The sequence below is a fragment of the Pelosinus fermentans JBW45 genome (assembly GCF_000271665.2).
Classification (GTDB): Bacteria; Bacillota; Negativicutes; order DSM-13327; family DSM-13327; genus Pelosinus; species Pelosinus baikalensis.
Window position 1 is genome coordinate 4,292,837 of the sequence record NZ_CP010978.1, and the last position, 16,871, is coordinate 4,309,707.

The 16,871-nt window shown below is 40.6% G+C and carries 26 protein-coding genes; all 26 read right to left on the reverse strand.

Features of this window, described 5'->3' with window-relative positions:
- Positions 1-200: 200 nt before the first annotated feature.
- The 26 genes from rpsI to rplE all read right to left on the reverse strand — a co-directional run bounded on the left by rpsI (position 201) and on the right by rplE (position 16,865).
- Positions 201-593, reverse strand: a complete 393-nt coding sequence (gene rpsI, locus JBW_RS18975; RefSeq protein WP_007937653.1) for a 30S ribosomal protein S9 — start codon at positions 591-593, stop codon at positions 201-203.
- Positions 594-614: 21 nt separating this feature from the next.
- A complete protein-coding gene (gene rplM, locus JBW_RS18980; RefSeq protein ID WP_007961573.1) occupies positions 615-1,052 on the reverse strand; it encodes a 50S ribosomal protein L13 in 438 nt (145 codons plus the stop codon).
- A gap of 180 nt (positions 1,053-1,232) precedes the next feature.
- Complete coding sequence (gene truA / locus JBW_RS18985; protein WP_007961572.1) at positions 1,233-1,967, reverse strand: tRNA pseudouridine(38-40) synthase TruA; 735 nt, start codon at positions 1,965-1,967, stop codon at positions 1,233-1,235.
- A gap of 188 nt (positions 1,968-2,155) precedes the next feature.
- Entirely contained in the window at positions 2,156-4,372 is a 2,217-nt protein-coding gene (locus tag JBW_RS18990; RefSeq protein WP_007961570.1) for a HelD family protein, read from the reverse strand.
- 162 nt (positions 4,373-4,534) lie between these two features.
- The gene (locus JBW_RS18995) at positions 4,535-5,338 is read right to left on the reverse strand and encodes an energy-coupling factor transporter transmembrane component T family protein (RefSeq protein WP_007961569.1); all 804 of its coding nucleotides are present in this window, start codon (positions 5,336-5,338) and stop codon (positions 4,535-4,537) included.
- Between the two features lie 2 nt (positions 5,339-5,340).
- Positions 5,341-6,198 (reverse strand): energy-coupling factor transporter ATPase, encoded by an 858-nt coding sequence (locus JBW_RS19000; RefSeq protein WP_007961568.1) that lies wholly within the window; start codon positions 6,196-6,198, stop codon positions 5,341-5,343.
- Complete coding sequence (locus JBW_RS19005; protein WP_007961564.1) at positions 6,189-7,022, reverse strand: energy-coupling factor transporter ATPase; 834 nt, start codon at positions 7,020-7,022, stop codon at positions 6,189-6,191. The genes JBW_RS19000 and JBW_RS19005 overlap by 10 nt, the downstream gene beginning before the upstream one ends.
- Before the next feature lie 275 nt (positions 7,023-7,297).
- Positions 7,298-7,636 (reverse strand): 50S ribosomal protein L17, encoded by a 339-nt coding sequence (gene rplQ, locus JBW_RS19010; protein ID WP_007937665.1) that lies wholly within the window; start codon positions 7,634-7,636, stop codon positions 7,298-7,300.
- A 14-nt stretch (positions 7,637-7,650) separates the two neighbouring features.
- Positions 7,651-8,610 carry a DNA-directed RNA polymerase subunit alpha gene (locus JBW_RS19015; RefSeq protein ID WP_007961563.1) on the reverse strand — a complete coding sequence of 320 codons (960 nt, stop codon included), beginning with the start codon at positions 8,608-8,610 and terminating at the stop codon, positions 7,651-7,653.
- 88 nt (positions 8,611-8,698) lie between these two features.
- Positions 8,699-9,334 (reverse strand): 30S ribosomal protein S4, encoded by a 636-nt coding sequence (gene rpsD, locus JBW_RS19020; protein ID WP_007937669.1) that lies wholly within the window; start codon positions 9,332-9,334, stop codon positions 8,699-8,701.
- A gap of 26 nt (positions 9,335-9,360) precedes the next feature.
- The gene (rpsK, locus tag JBW_RS19025; RefSeq protein WP_007937671.1) at positions 9,361-9,753 is read right to left on the reverse strand and encodes a 30S ribosomal protein S11; all 393 of its coding nucleotides are present in this window, start codon (positions 9,751-9,753) and stop codon (positions 9,361-9,363) included.
- A 17-nt stretch (positions 9,754-9,770) separates the two neighbouring features.
- Positions 9,771-10,142, reverse strand: coding sequence for a 30S ribosomal protein S13 (gene rpsM, locus JBW_RS19030; protein ID WP_007937673.1), 372 nt, complete (start codon positions 10,140-10,142; stop codon positions 9,771-9,773).
- Positions 10,143-10,156: 14 nt separating this feature from the next.
- The gene (rpmJ, locus tag JBW_RS19035; RefSeq protein WP_007937679.1) at positions 10,157-10,270 is read right to left on the reverse strand and encodes a 50S ribosomal protein L36; all 114 of its coding nucleotides are present in this window, start codon (positions 10,268-10,270) and stop codon (positions 10,157-10,159) included.
- Between the two features lie 78 nt (positions 10,271-10,348).
- A complete protein-coding gene (infA, locus tag JBW_RS19040) occupies positions 10,349-10,567 on the reverse strand; it encodes a translation initiation factor IF-1 (protein WP_007937682.1) in 219 nt (72 codons plus the stop codon).
- A 24-nt stretch (positions 10,568-10,591) separates the two neighbouring features.
- The gene (locus JBW_RS19045) at positions 10,592-10,876 is read right to left on the reverse strand and encodes a KOW domain-containing RNA-binding protein (protein ID WP_007961562.1); all 285 of its coding nucleotides are present in this window, start codon (positions 10,874-10,876) and stop codon (positions 10,592-10,594) included.
- Between the two features lie 12 nt (positions 10,877-10,888).
- The gene (gene map / locus JBW_RS19050) at positions 10,889-11,635 is read right to left on the reverse strand and encodes a type I methionyl aminopeptidase (RefSeq protein ID WP_007961561.1); all 747 of its coding nucleotides are present in this window, start codon (positions 11,633-11,635) and stop codon (positions 10,889-10,891) included.
- Between the two features lie 2 nt (positions 11,636-11,637).
- Positions 11,638-12,285, reverse strand: a complete 648-nt coding sequence (locus tag JBW_RS19055; protein WP_007961560.1) for an adenylate kinase — start codon at positions 12,283-12,285, stop codon at positions 11,638-11,640.
- Positions 12,286-12,300: 15 nt separating this feature from the next.
- Positions 12,301-13,557, reverse strand: a complete 1,257-nt coding sequence (secY, locus tag JBW_RS19060; RefSeq protein ID WP_007961559.1) for a preprotein translocase subunit SecY — start codon at positions 13,555-13,557, stop codon at positions 12,301-12,303.
- A complete protein-coding gene (gene rplO, locus JBW_RS19065; protein WP_007961558.1) occupies positions 13,558-13,998 on the reverse strand; it encodes a 50S ribosomal protein L15 in 441 nt (146 codons plus the stop codon).
- A gap of 19 nt (positions 13,999-14,017) precedes the next feature.
- Positions 14,018-14,203: a 50S ribosomal protein L30 gene (gene rpmD, locus JBW_RS19070; protein ID WP_007937694.1), complete on the reverse strand. Its 186-nt coding sequence runs from the start codon at positions 14,201-14,203 to the stop codon at positions 14,018-14,020.
- A 13-nt stretch (positions 14,204-14,216) separates the two neighbouring features.
- On the reverse strand, positions 14,217-14,717 hold the full coding sequence (gene rpsE, locus JBW_RS19075; RefSeq protein ID WP_007937696.1) for a 30S ribosomal protein S5: 501 nt from the start codon (positions 14,715-14,717) through the stop codon (positions 14,217-14,219).
- Between the two features lie 18 nt (positions 14,718-14,735).
- On the reverse strand, positions 14,736-15,098 hold the full coding sequence (gene rplR / locus JBW_RS19080; RefSeq protein ID WP_007961556.1) for a 50S ribosomal protein L18: 363 nt from the start codon (positions 15,096-15,098) through the stop codon (positions 14,736-14,738).
- A 26-nt stretch (positions 15,099-15,124) separates the two neighbouring features.
- On the reverse strand, positions 15,125-15,676 hold the full coding sequence (gene rplF, locus JBW_RS19085; protein ID WP_007961555.1) for a 50S ribosomal protein L6: 552 nt from the start codon (positions 15,674-15,676) through the stop codon (positions 15,125-15,127).
- A 25-nt stretch (positions 15,677-15,701) separates the two neighbouring features.
- Positions 15,702-16,100 carry a 30S ribosomal protein S8 gene (rpsH, locus tag JBW_RS19090; protein ID WP_007937701.1) on the reverse strand — a complete coding sequence of 133 codons (399 nt, stop codon included), beginning with the start codon at positions 16,098-16,100 and terminating at the stop codon, positions 15,702-15,704.
- A gap of 25 nt (positions 16,101-16,125) precedes the next feature.
- Complete coding sequence (locus JBW_RS19095; RefSeq protein ID WP_007937703.1) at positions 16,126-16,311, reverse strand: type Z 30S ribosomal protein S14; 186 nt, start codon at positions 16,309-16,311, stop codon at positions 16,126-16,128.
- A 14-nt stretch (positions 16,312-16,325) separates the two neighbouring features.
- Positions 16,326-16,865 carry a 50S ribosomal protein L5 gene (gene rplE, locus JBW_RS19100; protein WP_007937705.1) on the reverse strand — a complete coding sequence of 180 codons (540 nt, stop codon included), beginning with the start codon at positions 16,863-16,865 and terminating at the stop codon, positions 16,326-16,328.
- Positions 16,866-16,871: the final 6 nt, after the last annotated feature.

The following is a 16,871-nucleotide window of genomic DNA, read 5'->3' on the forward strand; positions in this document are numbered from 1 at the left end:
GCTTTCAGCGAGCAGAATATCTTTGCTTGCTGTTTTTTTATATTAGGCTTACCTTGCTCTAATGGTCCTTAATCATTCATAAAGTAAAAAGGAGGCACAGAGAATACTGAGAAAAGATAATTAGGGTTAAAATTCTGATTCTATAAAAGAAAAAAACCCCTGCAAATTCAATATTTGCAGGGGTTTTATTTTTGCTAGCTTTAGCGCTTGGAGAACTGAGACGCTTTACGCGCTTTCTTCAAACCATATTTACGACGCTCTTTTTCACGTGGATCACGAGTAAGGAATCCAGCTTTTTTCAAAGATGGACGGTACTCAGCATCAACTTTAAGTAATGCACGAGAAATACCGTGACGAACCGCGCCAGCTTGTCCTGAAGGACCGCCGCCCTCCACTTTAATTAACACATTGTATTTGCCAAGAGTTTCTGTCAAATTAAGGGGTTGTTTTACAATAAGTTCTAACGTTTTGCGACCAAAATATTCTGCAATAGTACGGTCGTTAACTAGAATATTGCCTTCACCCGGAACCAGACGAACTCTGGCAACCGAGGTTTTTCTGCGACCTGTGCCGTAGTAAGTAACCAATGCCATAATATGTTCCTCCTTTCCGGATTATCTTACGTTAATTTCTAATACTTCTGGTAATTGCGCAGCATGCGGATGCTCAGCACCACGATATACTTGCAATTTACGATACATCTGACGGCCAAGACGGTTCTTAGGTAACATACCCCTAATAGCCAGCTCAAGCACTCTTTCTGGTTTGTCTGCAAGCATTTTACCAGCAGTAACGAATGTAGTTCCACCTACATAACCAGAATGACGGAAATATGTTTTTTGTACTAACTTTTTACCAGTTAATGCTACTTTATCAGCGTTGATGACGATAACATGGTCACCGGTATCAACATGCGGAGTAAATGTCGGTTTATGTTTGCCGCGAAGAACTTTTGCTACTTCGGCAGCTAATCTACCTAAAGTTTTACCTTCTGCATCTACAACATACCACTTACGTTCTATGGTGGCAGCATTTGCCATAAATGTTTTCATGCGATATACCTCCTTGTCACAACATTACAAAAAAAATTGATTTTGTTTCCTTGAGCTCCGGGGCTAACGGAAGTCATGGCATAAATCTCATAAAAACATTGTATTAAATTACCTGGACAATGTCAAGGAATATCGGTATGTAAATTCACTTTTTTTTGAGTTATCCACAGTTTATTAGATTTAATACCGAACTTCTTTTAAATATAGTCCATGAGCAGGTGCTGTAGCGCCTGCCTTCTTTCGATCTCGTCCCTCAAAGATGGTCTTAAACTTCTCTAAAGAAGTCTTTCCTAACCCCACATTCACTAAAGTACCCGTTATATTCCGCACCATATGATATAAGAAACCATTTCCCCAAAAAGAAAGCTCCAATATCCGATCCTGAAGTTGGCATTCAACTGCCATAATTGTGCGAATCGGACTAACACTTGCTCCTCCCGAGGCCCGAAATGCTGAAAAGTCATGGGTTCCGATGATTGTTTGTGCTGCTTCTTCCATTGCTGACACATTTAATGTTTGTGGAATCGTCCAGACCAAATTCCGAAGAAAGGGATTTGGTACGGTATGCTGATAAATCTTATACACATATATTTTGCTTTGTGCGCTGTATTGAGCATCAAAGTTATCAGGGACCTCCTCTGCATCCAGAACTACAATATCGTAAGGCAGTAAACTCCTAGAGGCTATTGCAATACGATCTACAGGAATAGTGCTGGTCGTTTTAAAATTGACGACTTGTCCATAAGCATGAACCCCAGAATCAGTTCTGCCAGCCATATGTATCCTGAATGTATGACCGACAATCTTTGCCAATTTGTCTTCTAGTACTTGTTGTATCCCGATCGCGTTAATTTGGCGCTGAAAACCATGATAGGCCGTGCCGTCATAAGCCAATGTTAATTTAATATTACGCATGTTTATACACCCCGTCGCTCACTATACATACACATATATAGCGAAAAAAATATTTGAAACACAGAGGACACAGAGCCGCTTACGCGGACACAGAGAAACAAAGGGTCTACGTCTCTGTGCTCTCTGTGCTCTCTGTGCTCTCTGTGCTCTCTGTGCATCTCTGCGTCCTCTGTGTTTAATCGTTGCTCTTAATTTTTCCCCAATAACAAGGGCGTAAGATTCCCCTGATATAGAATATGTAAATAATACAGTGGACGAGATAAGGCTACATAGAGCAGTTTGGCATCGAAGCTATTGTTTTTGAATTCTTTATCCGAAGCATTCCATATAATCACACCATCAAATTCTAAACCTTTTGCCAAGCCCACTGGAAGAATGGAAATACCGCCTTGGTAAGAAAGAGTATCACTGGTAATCACATGCAGCTCCTTATTATCGTCTTCTTGCTGCAGAGCATGATATAAAGAAACACTGTCTTTTTCCATTTTGGTAATAATTCCAATGGATTTGCAATCTTGCTCTTTAAACTTTTGAATCGCATCTCGTATCGCCAATACTGCTTCCTTTTCTGTTCTGACCTGCTGATATACGGGATCTTGACCAATTTCATATACAGGAATGGCAGCAGAGTGTCCTCTAGGCATTACTTTGTTAAAACATTCGATAATTTCCCGTGCTGAACGATAGCTGTAATTGACTTCACGATAGATGGATTTTACATCAGAAAATACTTCTTTCATCACGACCTGCCAGCTATCGATACTGCGATAAGCGGTAATTCCCTGAGATAGATCACCCATAATGGTAAAGGAACTATTCTTTGATAACATTTTAAGAATCATAAACTCTAAAGCATTTAAGTCCTGGGCTTCATCCACTACAATATGTTCAAATTTCACTATATGATTCCAGCCATTAACGAGATAAGAAAGATAACAAATGGGCGCCAAGTCTTCTCTCTCTACATTTCCCTCTTGTAATATGCTGCTGGAGTATTCTGCGATAAACGCAATGTCCAATTTTTTATTCTTTAAAATTTTAAATATACTTTTATTGTTAAATACTTCCTTGTAACAAGTCCTAATATCATCGCAAGACCATTTCAAAAAATGGCTTGCCAGAAATTGTGTCCCTTGCTGTGAATATTGCTCATAGGTTTTATCTGTACTGCCAATTTTGCGCCTCTGCTCCATTTCTAATACTTCCAAGAAATTTCGCACCCTAAACTTAATATAACCGCTTAACGTTTTTACACGCTCATTATAGGGAGTATTGAGCATACTGCCTTGCATAAAGTTTTCAATTTGCTGTTCTTTTGTAATCAATAATTTCTGATCAAACAGCAGAATGTCTTTTAACTTTAGGCAGAATTTCTCAATTTTCTTATCCATCCAAGCATCTAATACTTTCATAAATTCCAAAGATCCCTTTAATCGGGCAACTGCCTCTAATTGATCACGACGGGTATCTTTTATCTTATTTTCTAAAAACAAATGGGCTTTCTCATCTTGGTGCAAGGAGAATGTTGTCTGGGTTATTTCATGTACTACATCAATAAACGTCTGCTGCCTCACATCATCTGCATCAATCTCTGGCAGCAGTTCACAAATATAATCTAAGAATAATTTGTTGGGTGCAATGACCATCATTTTCTGTGGATCTAATTTTTCATTATAAAGCAAATAAGATAATCGATGCAGACCAATGGTACTTTTCCCTGAGCCCGCAACACCTTGGATAATAATCACTTGATGTAATGTTTCCCGAATAATTTTGTTTTGTTCCCCTCGGATGGAAGTTACAATATCTTTTAGCTTATTACTGGTACCTTGCAGCAGCCTTTCCGTTAAAAAGGGGTCAGCAAGTAATGCCTCCTTTTTAGGATCGGCCAATTGATCAAAAATATAATCGTCGGATATTTTTTGCAAAACGCCTTCGACTATTTTGTATTGTCTCTTTAAGTTCACATCACCGCTATAATGGTATTTTCCCAGAACATCGTAACTGGCACGTCCATCTTGGCATTCATAGAAAATAGTTGCTACAGGGTCGCGCCAGTCAAATACTAAGATATCTTTTACGGTAAGAATGTCCAAACGGCTGATTTTAATTCGCCCTATATAAAAGCTCTCATAGTCCACCGCATCATCATCTTTAAAATCCACACGACCAAAATAAGGACTCCCTAGAGCCTCTTTCATATCATAAATCTTTTCAGCATGATCATGTTTCATCATGGAATGAACATAGGTACTAATTTGATCTTTATGCTCCAATGACACACGCATTTGCGCAGTACGCTTATCAATATCGTCTTCCAAAGATGTAATGATTTGATTCATCTCTTCCAACGTATAATCCAAGTGCTGTTTTTCTAAAGCATAATCCGGATGATCCTTAACCATATAGCCTCCTATCTTTTCCCTATAATAGTAACAGACATACGTTTTGAACCGCAGAGGCGCAGAGTACGCTGAGGGATATTTTTTAAATCCTTTATCAATCCCTTCTCTGTGTTCTCTGCGCCTCTGCGGTTAATTTTCTTCAGCGCTCACTCTTAATGTTCCTTACCTTAAAGTTATCCTCACTGCAACTAGCACTCCAATGATAATGCCTAGTACTCCATATGCCAGCCAATCTCTCGTTGTAATTTGGAGTTCTTTCATACGGGTTCTCTGATGCCCGCCTCGGTAGCATCTGGCCTCCATAGCAGTAGCCAATTCATCCGCACGGCGAAATGCACTAATAAACAGCGGGACGAGTAAAGGAATCATATTACGTGCACGGCGCAATATATTTCCTGATGTAAAATCCGCTCCTCTTGCCATTTGCGCTTTCATGATTTTATCTGTTTCTTCTAGCAAAGTTGGAATAAAACGAAGGGCAATTGTCATCATCATAGCCAATTCATGCGCAGGCAGACCTATTTTCTTAAAAGGGTTAAGCAATCGTTCAATCCCATCGGTCAAAGCAATGGGGGAAGTGGTAAAAGTCAATAAAGAAGATACAACAATTAAAAAGACAAGTCTGATTGTCATAAAAAGCCCTTGACGGACACCTTCCTGGGTCGCCGCCAATGGACCAATCTTATAGATAATGCTCCCCGGTGTAGTAAAAATATGAATAAGTAAGGTCAATACAATAATGATCCACAAGGGCTTTAAGGAGCGTAAAATCATAGTAGGAGGTATTGCCGCTAAGGCAATGATGAATACAATAAAAGCGGCTAGTATGATATAAGCCTGATAGGTATCTGCTAAAAAAATGCTGCTGATAAATAATATCGTACTAATAATCTTCGTACGCGGATCTAGTAAATGAAGTAAGGAATTACCGGGAAAATATTGTCCCAGCATAATATCTGTTAGCAATGTTAACCCCTCCTTACGGCTTTATATACGTTTTGAGCAGCAGTTGCAATATCGACTACTGCGCTATCAATTTCTAAACCCCGTTGTTTAAATTGATTCATCAATAAAGTAAGGGGCGGTACATCCACACCTGCTTCTTTTAACTGTGCCTGATGATTACAGAAAATATCCTTTGGTTTTCCATCTAAGAGAATTTCACCTTTATTCATAACAATCAATCGATTCGCCATACGTGCAACATCTTCCATATTGTGCGAAACCAGGACGACTGTAATCCCTGTAGCCTGATGTAAATTCATGATTTGCCCAAAAATTTCATCCCGGCCTCGCGGATCCAGTCCAGCAGACGGCTCATCCAGAACTAAATATTTTGGATCTAAGGCTACCACACCTGCAATGGCAACTCGCCTCATTTGCCCGCCACTCAGCTGAAATGGTGTACGTTTTGCAAATTTCTCAAAATCAAGACCGACAAAATCAAGTGCCTTTTTTACTCTGGTCTCAATTTCCTTTTCCTTTACTCCCAGGTTGCGTGGACCAAAGGCAATATCTTCATATACACTTTCTTCAAATAGTTGATGTTCTGGATATTGAAACACCATACCTACACTTCGTTTGGCGTTCCTTGCAGTTTCTCCCTTTTCATGTATATTCTGTCCATCTATATGAACCATACCTGATGATGGTTTTAATAGACCATTTAAATGCTGCACCAATGTTGATTTACCAGAGCCAGTATGTCCAATAATTCCAACAAACTCACCTTGTTTAATCTCAAGATCAATCTTTTTTATTGCCGCCTTTTCATATGGGGTTTTAGACATGTAAATATAAGTAACATCTTGTAACCTTATGGACATACAGCCACCACCAATTCTGTATCTGTAATAATGTCTTCTGGTATTTTCATAGTAAGCTGCCGTAAACGATATGCAAATTCTGCCGCTACAGGAACGTCAAGGCCTAATTCTTTTAAACGATTCACTTGACTAAAGACCGTCTTAGGCACGCCTTCCATAACGACCTTGCCTTGCTCCATAACAATGACACGATCCGCAGCTACCGCTTCTTCCATAAAATGCGTAATATATACGACTGTTATATTCTGTTCACGATGCAGTCTGAGTACAGTCGATAAGACTTCTTGTCTCCCCTGAGGATCAAGCATTGCTGTCGGTTCATCTAGCACTAAGCAATTAGAACGCATGGCTAATACTCCAGCAATCGCCACTCGCTGTTTTTGTCCACCTGATAATAAGTGAGGGCTATGCTGCCGATAGTCTTCCATACCTACATCTTTCAATGCTTCCGTTACTCGATTTCTAATTTCTTTTGGCGGCACCCCTAAGTTTTCCGGACCAAAAGCAACATCTTCTTCTACTAAGGTGGCAACAATTTGATTGTCTGGGTTTTGAAACACCATACCAACAGACTGTCTAATTTCCCAAAGATTTTCTTGATCTTTCGTATCCATCCCATCGATGAGACACTGACCGCTTGAAGGGATCAGTAGTGCATTCAGATGCTTTGCCAATGTAGATTTGCCTGATCCATTGGTGCCAATAATAGCGACAAACTCGCCTTTTCCTATGGCTATATTTATATGATCAAGTGCCTGTACCTCTTCGCCCTCATGGGCAAGATACGTATGGCACATATCTTTCACTGTTATAAACTCTCCCATATCGCGTTACCCCTTTATATGTAAAAAATATCATTTTTGAACCACAGAAGCGCAAAGAGCACAAAGTTTTTACACCAGGGGTTATCTTTCATTTTTTCGTGTACCCTTTGTGTACCGCGATAGCGGTATTGTGCCTTTGTGGTTCAATTTTTTTATTAAATTATTTCAATCATATAGAAATAAAGACGGCCTAAAAGGCCGCCTTCCCTATAAACCACAATAACCAGGCGACGAGGCCAAGTATATGCCTTTGTCACCTGGCCCAATTGCAAACGTTAGACCAATTCCAATATTACCATTGGTGCAGCATCGCCACGACGCGGTCCCAATTTCATAATACGGGTATAACCGCCTTGACGAGTAGCATATTTAGGGGCAATCACGTCAAACAATTTTGTAACTACTTCTTCATCCATGAGGCTTGATAACACTTGACGGCGAGCATGTAAGTCACCGCGCTTAGCCAAAGTAATCATCTTTTCAGCAAGACCATTGATTTCTTTCGCTTTAGCTTCTGTTGTTTCAATACGCTCGTATGCAAAGAAGGAAGTCAAGATGCTGCGAAACAGCGCTTTACGTGCGCTAGAGTCTCGTCCTAACTTTCTATAGCCCATTTTCTTCCCTCCCTTTATTCTTCCTCTTCACTAAGTCCAAGACCTAGTTCGATTAATTTTTTCTTCACTTCTTCCATTGATTTACGACCAAGGTTACGCACCTTCATCATATCATCTTCGGATTTTTGTACCAAATCCGCCACTGTATTAATTCCTGCCCGCTTCAAGCAGTTATAAGAACGTACAGACAGATCCAAATCTTCAATCGTCATATCCATGATTTTTGAATTTCCTTCTTCTACCACTTCGGTAAAAGTACCATCGATACTATCTTCTTCAGGAATTATGCCTGCTAAATTCTGGAATAGCTTCAAATGAGCGACCATAATACTAGCAGATTTGCTTACAGCTTCTTCTGGTCTGATACTTCCATCCGTCCATACTTCCAGAGTTAATTTATCGTAATCAGTAACGTTCCCGACACGAGTATCAGTGATCTGATAGTTAACTCTCTGAATGGGTGAAAAAATGGAGTCAATCGGAATAATACCGATCACATGCTCAGGTTTTTTGTTCTTGTCGCCAGGAACATAACCCCGACCACGTTCTACGGTGATTTCCATTTTTAGCGATCCACTAGCATCAACTGTCGCCAAATGTAATTCGGGATTTAGAACCTCAATATCCGGGTCAACAAGAATATCTCCTGCTGTAACTTCCCCTTCAGTCAATCGTTCAATTCTCAAAGTCTTTGGTTCATCATTGTGCATTTTTAGACGCAATGTTTTTAAATTCAGGATAATGTCGGTAACGTCTTCCCGAACACCTGGAATGGTAGAAAACTCATGAAGGACGCCTTCAATTTTAACCGCTGTAATTGCGGCCCCCTGCAGGGAGGACAGCAATATACGGCGTAAACTGTTGCCAAGGGTAGTACCATAACCACGTTCTAGTGGTTCACATACAAACTTGCCATATCGATTGTCTTCACTCAGTTCTACAATTTCAATCTTCGGTTTTTCGATTTCGATCATCTGGAAAAACCCTCCTCTTTGCGTACGATTAAGTTACGCCATACCCACGGTTGAGGGCAAATGCGGATTATCTTCAAAAACACTTTGATTATCTGGAGTATAATTCGACAATCAGATGCTCTTGAACTGGTGTATCAATTTCCTCACGAGTGGGGTAACGCAATACTGTACCATTCATTACCTCTTGAGTTGGTCTTTCCAACCAAGGTGCCACTGTTTTGTGAGCAAGAGATTCTGTAATTTCTTTAATTAATGGTGATTCTTTACTGGATTCATGAACCGCAATAACATCACCAGGTTTAATTAAATAAGATGGAATGTCTACTCTTTTTCCATTAACAGTGAAATGTCTGTGAGTAACCAATTGTCTAGCTTGCGTACGGCTTGCCGCAAAACCAAGACGGTATACCACATTATCCAGACGTCTTTCCAGCAATACCAGCAAGTTTTCACCAGTAATGCCTTTTTGACGATCTGCTTTGTCAAAATAGGAACGGAATTGAGTTTCCAAAATTCCATAAACGCGACGTGCTTTTTGTTTTTCTCGTAGTTGAACACCATACTCGGAAACTTTCTTACGAGTTTGGCCTTGGCCATGTTGACCAGGTGCATACGCACGTTTACCTACTGAACATTTGTCCGTATAGCATCTTTCGCCTTTAAGATATAATTTTGTGCCTTCACGACGGCATTGTCTACAAACAGGTCCTGTATATCTAGCCATGTATATTTAACACCTCCCGAAACTTCTTATACTCTTCTACGCTTAGGTGGACGGCATCCATTATGAGGTACAGGCGTGCAATCTTTAATAGAACTTACTTCTAATCCAGATGCCTGTAGTGATCTAATGGCTGCTTCCCGACCTGAGCCAGGTCCTTTTACAAAAACTTCAACCTGTTTTAATCCATGTTCCATTGCCGCTTTAGCAGCTGTTTCTGCTGCCATTTGCGCAGCAAATGGAGTGCTCTTACGAGAACCTCTAAATCCAAGTCCACCCGCACTAGCCCAAGACAAAACATTACCCTTTGTATCGGAAATAGTCACAATCGTATTATTAAAAGTAGAACGAATATGTGCTTGACCATGCTCAATATTCTTACGTTCTTTTCTTTTTGGTCTAATAGCTTTCTTAGCAACCAATCTTTATCCCTCCTCTACTACTTTTTCTTTTTCGCTCCAACAGTCCGTTTTGGACCTTTGCGGGTGCGGGCATTCGTCTTAGTACGTTGACCACGTACAGGAAGACCCATACGGTGACGTTTACCACGATAACATCCAATTTCAATCAGACGTTTAATATTGAGTGCTTGTTCACGGCGTAAGTCGCCTTCTACTCTATGATTCTTATCAATCGCTTCACGCAATTTCACAACTTCTTCTTCTGTTAAATCGCGTGTACGTGTATCAGGATTAATCCCAGTAGCTGCCAAGATTTCCTTGGAAGTTGTAAGACCAATACCAAAAATGTATGTTAAAGAGATCTCAATTCTTTTATCACGCGGTAAATCTATTCCGGCAATACGTGCCATCTATAGTACACCTCCTATCCTTGCTTTTGTTTATGTTTAGGATTTTCACAAATCACCATTACATGTCCATTACGTTTAATTACCTTGCATTTTTCACAAATGGGTTTGACCGACGGTCTCACTTTCATTTGCCAGTCCTCCTTTTCATATATTCACGAACTCGCGCTCTTCGATTGCTACCGAAAGCATCTTACCTTACGAATCCGCTATTTGAAACGGTAGGTAATACGGCCACGCTTTAAGTCATAAGGCGTAAGCTCTACAGTTACTCTATCCCCAGGTAAAATCCGGATAAAGTTCATGCGGATTTTACCTGAGACATGCGCCAATACGACATGCTCATTCTCCAGTTTAACCTGGAACATAGCATTAGGCAAGGCTTCGACAACCGTACCTTCAACCTCAATTACATCTTGCTTGGACACGAGATATCCCTCCTAGTCCGCTTATCACAGATTCTCTGGCTTGTATAAAACCTGAATGGCGTGGCGAACTTCCTCATCCGTAACTTTTATACCAGATTGAATCTTTTCCGCCACACTTTTGGCAATAGAATTAAGAACATTAACATGCCGGATATTTTTGCGCTTAGGATTCACTATTTTTCGATCTCTGCCGTTGACGAGCAGGAGATTTTTATTATTTTGCATCCCAACCACAAGATACATCTGCATCTCATCTCTTCCGGCAATACTAGTAACAAGTTGACCCATTGATATATTCACGACTGACACCAGAGCTGCCTCCTATAACTTAGTTAGAATCTCCGGCTTACCGTCAGTGATGGCAATCGAATGTTCAAAATGCGCTGAGCGCTTGCCGTCAAGAGTTACAACCGTCCAACCATCGTCAAGTGTCTTTACTTCATAAGTGCCCAGATTGACCATTGGCTCAATGGCCAACGTCATACCAGCTTTTAATCGTGGTCCACGGCCAGGATCGCCATAATTGGGGACCTGTGGATCTTCATGCATACTCCGGCCAATCCCATGCCCGACATAATCACGCACCACACCAAAACCATGTTGTTCTGCGTGAACCTGGACGGCATGAGAAATATCACTTAGACGATTACCTAAAATTGCTTGCTCAATGCCTTTATACAAAGACTCTTCGGTAACATCCAAAAGTTTTTGTACTTCGGCATCAACTTCACCAACAGCTACTGTAATCGCGGCATCGCCATTGTATCCATTTATTACCGCTCCAATATCAATACTAACATTATCTCCAGATTTTAACTTTCTTAATCCTGGAATGCCATGTACGACTTCTTCATTTATTGAAGAACAAATGTTTCCTGTAAAGCCATGGTATCCCTTAAAAGCAGGAATCGCACCACGACCTTTAATATATTCTTCGGCTATTCTGTCCAGATCTAGCGTAGTGACCCCGGGTTTAGCGGCTTTTTTAACCTCAACCAACGTTTCTGCCACTATTTTACCTGCATCACGCAAGTAATTAATTTCTCGCTCTGATTTAAGGATGATCATACCTACTCGCCCCTCAGACTGTGAACTATATCAGCAAATACTTTATCAATCGGCTGACGGCCATCAATTTCACTATAAAGACCTTTGTCTTGATAGAATTCAATTAAAGGCTTCGTCTGGCTGCTATACACTGATAAGCGTTTCGTAACCGTTTCTTCCGTATCATCAGCACGCTGATAGATTTCACCATCGCATTTATCACATTTACCGTCCTTTGTGGAAGGGTTAAATAGTACATGGAAGGTAGCGCCACAACCTTTGCAGATACGACGCCCCGTCATGCGACTAATTAAATCTTCTACAGGAACATTAATATTAATAACACGATTTAATTTTATTCCCAGTTCCACCAAGGTACTATCTAAAGCATCTGCTTGTTCAATCGTCCTGGGGAAACCATCGAGAATAAAACCTTTATGACAATCAGGTTTAGCCAATCTTTCTTTCACTATCCCAATAGTTACACTATCAGGTACTAGTTGCCCGGCATCCATGCAAGCTTTTGCTTGCTTGCCAAGTTCAGTTCCTTCTTTTACTGCTGCACGAAACATGTCGCCAGTAGAAATGTGGGGAATTTGAAATTCTGCAACTAATTCTGCCGCCTGTGTACCTTTACCAGCTCCAGGCGGTCCCATTAACAGGATATACATTGCGAAGCGACCTCCCTACTTCATAAAGCCTTGATAGTGACGCATTAAAACAATCGCCTCTATTTGCTTCATAGTGTCAAGTGCCACGCCTACCACAATTAAAAGGGCGGTACCGCCAAAATTTAACCCTGGAATATTTGTCACAGCTGCAATAAAGTTCGGCAGTATGGCAATACCTGCAAGAAAAATGGAACCTGCAAGGGTGATTCTGGTCATAACTCGATCCAAATAATCAGCAGTCGGTTTACCCGGGCGCAGTCCTGGAATAAAACCACCGTATTTTTTCATGTTCTCTGCCATATCCGATATGTTCAAAGTAACCGCAGTATAGAAATACGTGAAGAAAATAATAAGCAGCGCATACAATGCTGTTTGCAGCGGCGTACCCCACGCAAAATATCCTGCCACAGTTTTTACCCAGGCAATATCAACAAACTGGGCAATAGTTACTGGAAACATCAGCACGGATGACGCAAAGATTATTGGTATAACTCCCGCCTGATTTACTTTCAGTGGGATATGAGTAGAGTGACCACCGTAGGTTTTACGGCCAACTACTCGTTTTGCATATTGCACCGGAATTCTTCTTTGACCTTGTGTAATGGCAATTACCAAAACAATCATGGCCAAGGCAATAATTGCGAATAACAATACATTGAAGATATTAATGGTACCTGCGGTAAGATATTCATACAACATATACAAACCATCAGGCAATCTGGATACAATTCCGGCAAAGATAATCAGCGAAATGCCGTTACCAATACCTTTCTCAGTAATTTGCTCTCCAAGCCACATTAGGAAAGTAGTTCCTGCCGTAAGTGTCAATGCAATCAATAACGTAGAAGCAATGCCTGGATTAATAATTGCTGCTTTTAGTCCAATCGCCATACCAATTGCTTGAATAAATCCGAGAAGAACAGTGCCGTAGCGAGTAATTTGCGTTAGCTTCTTACGACCTTCTTCGCCTTCTTTAGACCATTGTTCAAAAGTTGGAACAACAATAGTAATCAGCTGCATAATAATCGAAGCATTAATGTAGGGTGTGATACTCATTGCAAAGATGGAAAACTTACTCAATGCTCCACCAGAAAACAAATCTAACAAGCCAAATAAGTTACCGCTGGTAAACATTTGTTCAATAACAGAAACATCGACTCCAGGAACTGGAATATGCGTACCAGCTCTGAATACTAAAAACATGGCTAGGGTAAAAACTACCTTTTGTCTAAGCTCAGTGATCTTTAGTATGTTGGACAGAGCAGAAAGCACTTAGACCACCTCAACTTTTCCGCCAGCTGCTTGAATTTTTTCTTCAGCTGACTTGGTAAAGCCATTAGCAATTACAGTAAGTGATTTAGTCAGTTCGCCATTGCCCAAAATACGTACGCCGTCACGAACATTTTTCAAAATACCACTTTCGATTAAAGCTACAGGGTCAACCACTGCACCGTCTTCAAAACGATTCAAGTCAGAAATATTTACTTCTGCATAGTCTTTTCCAAATTTATTGTAAAAACCACGTTTTGGCAATCTACGATAAAGAGGCATTTGACCACCCTCGAAACCAGGACGAACACCGCCGCCAGCACGAGAATTTTGACCTTTATGACCTTTACCTGCTGTTTTACCAAGACCTGAACCCAAGCCGCGACCTACACGAGTGCGGACTTTCTTTGAACCAGGCGCAGGAGCTAATTCATGTAATTTCATTATTAGCGCCTCCTCTCAATTAGTCTTGTATTTCTTCAACTGTTACAAGGTGCTCCACTTTACGAACCATGCCGCGAATAACTGGAGTATCATCTTGCGTTACAAAAGTATTTGTTTTCTTAAGCCCCAGAGCCTTTACAGTAGCTCGTTGATCTTCTGGTCTGCCGATCAGGCTTCTGGTAAGAGTGATTTTGAGTTTTGACATTATAAATTCCTCCTTAACCCAAAAGTTCCTGAACGGTTTTACCGCGAAGTGCGGCTACTTCTTCAGCACGTTTCAATTGCTTCAAACCTGTTAAAGTCGCACGTACCATGTTATTAGCATTAGAAGAACCAAGGGATTTCGTTAAGATATCATGAATCCCGGCAAGTTCAAGTACGGCACGTGCTGGACCACCAGCAATAACACCAGTACCTTCTGATGCAGGCTTCATAAATACTTTACCAGCGCCAAATACGCCGAGAATTTGATGAGGAATGGTAGTGCCTACCAAAGGAACATTAATTAAGTTCTTTTTAGCATCTTCCACACCTTTTCTGATTGCTTCCGGTACTTCGCCAGCTTTACCCAAACCAGCACCAACGTGACCATTTTCGTCACCAACAACAACTAGCGCACTAAAGGAAAAACGGCGACCGCCTTTTACTACTTTAGCAACCCTGTTTATGAATACAACTTTCTCTTTCAGATCGAGAGTTGTGTAATCAATTCTGGACATTCATTTACCTCCTTTTGCTTAAAATTCCAGCCCTGCTTCACGCGCTGCCTGGGCCAAAGCTGCTACTCTACCATGATAAATGTAACCACCACGGTCAAATACCACTTTGTTAATTCCTTTTGCCAAAGCACGTGATGCAACTGCTGCACCTACAGCCTTAGCTGCTTCTATATTACCGCCATAGGTTACGCCAAGATCTTTATCCATAGTGCTAGCGGCAACTAATGTAGTACCAGTAACATCATCAATAACTTGAGCATACATATGACTTAGGCTACGAAATACGTTTAAACGTGGTCTTGCTGCAGTACCTGAAACAAGCTTACGTACACGTAAATGACGTTTTTGCCTAGCTTTATTTTTAATCCCTTTACGAAGCAAAGTGGTCACTCCTTTCACTTAAAATCTTACTTCTTACCTTTACCGCCTGCTTTACCTACTTTACGGCGAACAACTTCACCTTCATAACGAACGCCTTTACCTTTGTAAGGTTCAGGTTCTCTATATTTACGGATTTTAGCTGCTAATGCGCCAACGTCTTCTTTGTTGATGCCAGAAACAATAATTTTATTGGGAGCCGGAACATCAAGTGTCATTCCTTCAGGAGCCGCAACTTCTAAGGGATGAGAAAAACCTAATGTTAAAGCTACATTTTTACCAGCTTTAGCTGCTCTGTAACCAACACCGACAATTTCAAGAGTTTTGGTGAAACCTTGGGTAACACCAATTACCATATTTGACAGCAATGTACGAGTCAAGCCATGCAATGATCTGTGTTCTTTTTCATCTGAAGGCCGTTTTACAACAAGGGTATTGTCTTCAAGTTCCAATATCATATCTTTATGAATGGCACGAGTCAATTCGCCTTTAGGGCCTTTTACCGATACCTGATTACCATCGCCAATCGTAATTGTTACGCCGGCAGGGATAGCAATCGGCATTCTACCGATTCTTGACATATGTGCACCTCCTTAACTACAAAAATTACCAGACGAAAGCTAATACTTCGCCGCCAAGTCCTTCGCGACGAGCTTGCTTATCAGTCATAATCCCCTTGGAAGTTGAAATAATTGCAACACCAAGGCCGCCCAACACGCGGGGCATTTGATCTTTTCTTGCATAAACACGTAATCCTGGTTTAGAAATACGCTTAATGCCAGTAATTACCTTTTCACGATTAGGTCCATATTTTAAACTTGCTCTTAATACACCTTGTTTATCATCTTTAACAATTTCGAAATCCTTAATAAATCCTTCTGCTTTCAAAAGCTGCGCAATTGCTTGCTTAATTTTTGAGGCAGGAATTTCTACTTTGTCATGATAAACCGAGTTTGCATTACGAATACGAGTAAGCATATCTGCAATTGGATCGGTCATTACCATTTAAACATTACCTCCTTCCTGTAATCTACCAGCTAGCCTTAGTTATCCCAGGAATGACACCTTTATAGCTCAATTCCCTAAAACAAATACGGCACATTTCAAATTTACGTAAATAACCATGTGGACGACCGCAAACTTTACATCTATTGTACTTACGTACGCTAAATTTAGGTTCAAGTTTCCATTTTTCAATTAATGCTTTCTTGGCCACGAGTGTCCCTCCTTTTACGCACTGAACGGCATGCCCATAAGCTTTAACAGTTCGCGTGCCTCTTCATCCGTTTTCGCTGTGGTTACGATAATAATATCCATACCACGAACTTTATCAACCTTTTCATACTCAATTTCAGGGAAAATCAATTGTTCTTTAATACCCATGGTATAGTTGCCGCGACCATCAAAGGATTTTGGGCTAACACCGCGGAAATCGCGAACACGTGGTAATGCAATATTTAGTAATTTATCTAAAAACTCATACATACGTTGTCCACGCAGGGTAACTTTAGCGCCAATCGGCATACCTTCACGGATTTTAAATGCTGCAATTGATTTTTTTGCACGGGTTACTACTGGTTTTTGACCGGCAATAATCGTCATATCATTAATGGCAACATCCAGGACTTTAGGATTGCTTACTGCTTCACCTACGCCCATATTTAGAACCACTTTTTCAATTTTAGGGATTTCCATAATGTTTTTATAGCCAAATTTCTCCATCAAACCTTTAGCTACTTCATCACTATATTTTTCTTTCATTCTGGACAAGTGTCG

Coding starts and splice junctions, on each gene's coding strand:
- rpsI (WP_007937653.1), bottom strand. CDS start 593: ATGGCATTGGTTACTTACTACGGCACAGGTCGCAGAAAAACCTCGGTT.
- rplM (WP_007961573.1), bottom strand. CDS start 1,052: ATGAAAACATTTATGGCAAATGCTGCCACCATAGAACGTAAGTGGTAT.
- truA (WP_007961572.1), bottom strand. CDS start 1,967: ATGCGTAATATTAAATTAACATTGGCTTATGACGGCACGGCCTATCAT.
- JBW_RS18990 (WP_007961570.1), bottom strand. CDS start 4,372: ATGGTTAAGGATCATCCGGATTATGCTTTAGAAAAACAGCACTTGGAT.
- JBW_RS19000 (WP_007961568.1), bottom strand. CDS start 6,198: ATGTCCATAAGGTTACAAGATGTTACTTATATTTACATGTCTAAAACC.
- JBW_RS19005 (WP_007961564.1), bottom strand. CDS start 7,022: ATGGGAGAGTTTATAACAGTGAAAGATATGTGCCATACGTATCTTGCC.
- rplQ (WP_007937665.1), bottom strand. CDS start 7,636: ATGGGCTATAGAAAGTTAGGACGAGACTCTAGCGCACGTAAAGCGCTG.
- JBW_RS19015 (WP_007961563.1), bottom strand. CDS start 8,610: ATGATCGAAATCGAAAAACCGAAGATTGAAATTGTAGAACTGAGTGAA.
- rpsD (WP_007937669.1), bottom strand. CDS start 9,334: ATGGCTAGATATACAGGACCTGTTTGTAGACAATGCCGTCGTGAAGGC.
- rpsM (WP_007937673.1), bottom strand. CDS start 10,142: ATGGCACGTATTGCCGGAATAGATTTACCGCGTGATAAAAGAATTGAG.
- rpmJ (WP_007937679.1), bottom strand. CDS start 10,270: ATGAAAGTGAGACCGTCGGTCAAACCCATTTGTGAAAAATGCAAGGTA.
- map (WP_007961561.1), bottom strand. CDS start 11,635: ATGATCATCCTTAAATCAGAGCGAGAAATTAATTACTTGCGTGATGCA.
- JBW_RS19055 (WP_007961560.1), bottom strand. CDS start 12,285: ATGTATATCCTGTTAATGGGACCGCCTGGAGCTGGTAAAGGTACACAG.
- rplO (WP_007961558.1), bottom strand. CDS start 13,998: ATGAAATTACATGAATTAGCTCCTGCGCCTGGTTCAAAGAAAGTCCGC.
- rpmD (WP_007937694.1), bottom strand. CDS start 14,203: ATGTCAAAACTCAAAATCACTCTTACCAGAAGCCTGATCGGCAGACCA.
- rpsE (WP_007937696.1), bottom strand. CDS start 14,717: ATGTCCAGAATTGATTACACAACTCTCGATCTGAAAGAGAAAGTTGTA.
- rplF (WP_007961555.1), bottom strand. CDS start 15,676: ATGTCAAGAATCGGTAGAATGCCGATTGCTATCCCTGCCGGCGTAACA.
- rpsH (WP_007937701.1), bottom strand. CDS start 16,100: ATGGTAATGACCGATCCAATTGCAGATATGCTTACTCGTATTCGTAAT.